The organism is Dactylosporangium cerinum (assembly GCF_042653625.1).
GTDB classification, from domain to species: domain Bacteria; phylum Actinomycetota; class Actinomycetes; order Mycobacteriales; family Micromonosporaceae; genus Dactylosporangium; species Dactylosporangium cerinum.
Genome location: NZ_JBHSIU010000146.1, coordinates 1 through 2,389, shown reverse-complemented (window position 1 = coordinate 2,389; position 2,389 = coordinate 1). Strand labels below are relative to the sequence as shown.

2 protein-coding genes are annotated in these 2,389 nt (G+C 70.1%); both read left to right on the top strand.

The window, feature by feature from the left end:
- The coding region (locus ACFPIJ_RS64420) for a DUF5372 family protein (RefSeq protein WP_380129453.1) at positions 1–251 on the top strand (251 nt) is incomplete at its 5' end.
- Between the two features lie 145 nt (positions 252–396).
- Positions 397–2,389 (top strand): recombinase family protein (locus ACFPIJ_RS64415; RefSeq protein ID WP_380129452.1); only part of this gene is annotated, 1,993 nt, incomplete at its 3' end.

Below are 2,389 nucleotides of genomic sequence, written 5' to 3'. Positions count from 1 at the left end.
TTACGCACCCTTTCCATCCATTCGTCGGTCAGGAGTTGCTGGTGTTGTTCACGGCCCGCATGCGGGGCGTGCTGGTGTTCGTCTGCGAGGTCGATGGCGGCAAGCGACGGATCTCGTTGCCGCAGTCGTGGACCGATCGGGGTCCGGAGGTGCTGCCTGGCCGGCTCGCCGTTGAAGGGCTCACGGCTGCACGACAGCTGATCGATGCGATGGCATCCCGGGTGCGGGACGCGGATCGGGATGAGGCATGATCATGTCCGTTGTGGACAGTCGGGTGAGACGGAATCGGTTGGCCCGGACGGGGTTGAGGCGTGGGCGCCGGCTGGGACCAGGTCGAGGCTGTGATGGCCGTGGCCAACATGACCGCCTCCGTGTTGCAGGCCAGGGCAGGTCGCGGTGAGGCCCACGACGAAGGTCACCACGTCGCATCGCGGACGGCTGGCGGTGGTGTATGTGCGCCAGTCCAGCGCGGTACAGGTCCGCCTGCACGGGGAGTCCACAACCCGCCAGTACGGCCTGGCCGGGACCGCGGTGGAGATGGGCTGGGCACCCGGCGGTGTGCTGACCATCGACGCCGATCTGGGCGTGTCCGGCCGGTTCGGCGCGCATCGCGACGGGTTCACCGAACTGCTGGCCCGGGTCTGCCGCGGCGAGGTCGGGGCGATCTTCGGCCTGGAGGTGTCGCGGCTGGCGCGTTCGTCCGGGGAGTTCGCCAGGCTGCTGGAGCTGGCCCGGCTCACCGACACCCTGCTGGTCGACGCCGACGGCGTCTACGACCTGTCCGACGTCAACGACCGCCTCCTGCTCGGCCTTAAAGGCAGCATGAGCGAGGCCGAGCTGCATCTGCTCAACGGTCGGCTGCACGGCGCGAAACTGGCCGCTGCGCACCGCGGTGAACTGCGCTCGCCCCTTGCCGTCGGTTACGTCCACGACGACGGTGAGGTGATCGTCGATCCCGACGAGCAGGTCCGTCAGGCCGTGCAGGATCTGTTCGCGGAGTTCGCCGCGACCGGCTCGGCGTTGGGCGTGGTCAAGGCATTCGCCGCGACCGGCCGGCTGTTCCCGCAGCGGAAGTGGGGCGGCGCATGGGACGGGCAGATCAAGTGGGGAAAGCTGACCCACTCCCGTGTGCTGCAGGCGGTCAAGAACCCGGTCTACGCCGGCGCCTACGCCTACGGACGCAGCTACGACGCGCGCACGGTGCGCCCGGACGGCACGGTCGCCGCGGCGCGGGTGAAACGTGCCCGCGCGGAATGGACGGTGCTGATCCAGGATCACCATCCCGGCTACATCACCTGGCAGCAGTTCCTGGACATCGAGGCGAAACTGGCGGCCAACCACACCAAGGCCGGGTTCCGGCCACCGCGGGAGGGTTCCGCGCTGTGTCAGGGGATCATCTTCTGCGGCATCTGCGGTGGCCGGATGACGACCCGCTACGGCGACGGCGGGCGAGTGCATTACCTCTGTCAGCACCGTGACCCGAACCGGACGACGACCTGCCGCACCGTCGCCGCGGTCACCGTCGATGACGCCGTCGCCGCGCTGCTGCTCGATGCGGTCACCCCGCAGCAACTGAAGCTGGCGGTCAAGGCCGCGGACGAGCTGACCGACCGATACACCCGCAGCCACCGCGCCGCCGAACTCGCCGTCGAACGCGCCCGCTACGAAGCCGACCGCGCCGAACGGGCCTTCAGCCACGTCGACCCTGAGAACCGGCTCGTCGCCCGCACCCTGGAAGGCAAATGGGAGGCCAAACTCGGCGCGCTCGCCGACGCCGAAGCCGCCCTGGTCACCGCCCGGGCGGCCCGGCCGCCGCTGCCCGAACGCGACGCGCTGCTGGCGTTGGCCGCCGACCTGCCGAGGTTGTGGCGGGACCCCGACACGCAGGCTCGTGACCGCAAACGGCTGCTGCGCACGCTGATCGCCGACGTCACCCTCCTGCCACAGGAGCACAAGGACGAAGTCCGCATCGGGGTGCGCTGGCACACCGGTGCCACCGACGAGATCACCGCCGGCCGGATCGGCCCCGGCCGCACCCCGGCCGCCGCGCTGGAGCTGATCCGCCGCCACGGGGCCACCCATACCAGCGAACAGCTGGCCGAGATGCTGAACACGGAAGGGCTGCACACCGGCCGCGGGCACCGCTGGACGAAGGCCGGTGTCGCTCGTGTCCGTGAGGCCTACACCATCCGTGGGCCCCGCACCGTCGCAATCCGAAACGACGAAATCAGCGTCAAAGAGGCCGCCGCTGAGCTGGGCGTTCCCGCCGACGCCATCTACAACTGGCTCGCCCAGCAGCAAGTCCCCGCCCGCCGCGGCCCCAGCGGACGCTGGTGCATCCCCTGGGACCCCGACACTCAAGCCATCTACCGGCGCAAAGTCGCCGCCT